Origin of the sequence: Ligilactobacillus acidipiscis DSM 15836, from assembly GCF_001435755.1 — a bacterium.
In the GTDB taxonomy this organism is placed as follows: Bacteria; Bacillota; Bacilli; order Lactobacillales; family Lactobacillaceae; genus Ligilactobacillus; species Ligilactobacillus acidipiscis.
In genome coordinates this window covers 1-222 of the sequence record NZ_AZFI01000440.1, presented here as the reverse complement: position 1 = coordinate 222, position 222 = coordinate 1, and the positions used below count along the sequence as shown (strand labels likewise).

Below are 222 nucleotides of genomic sequence, written 5' to 3'. Positions count from 1 at the left end.
AGATGACAGCAAAATGGGAGCAAGCGTTACAGCAAATCAGTACCGAAGAACGCACCCCGGATAACTTTTTGAGCCAAATTAAGAAGTTCGTAGTGAAATTGATCGCTGATGTCCCAACACAATTAACTGGCAGTGCAGCCATTAAGCAACAAATCAATCACCAACAGCAAGTGCAAAAAGCCGCCGAAGTCTTCTTAGAAACACCGCAAGCGACCGTTTTAA

At 44.1% G+C, this 222-nt stretch carries 1 pseudogene; it reads left to right on the top strand.

Features of this window, described 5'->3' with window-relative positions:
• Positions 1 to 222, top strand: a pseudogene (locus FC65_RS11375) (DNA topoisomerase); the annotation flags it as partial.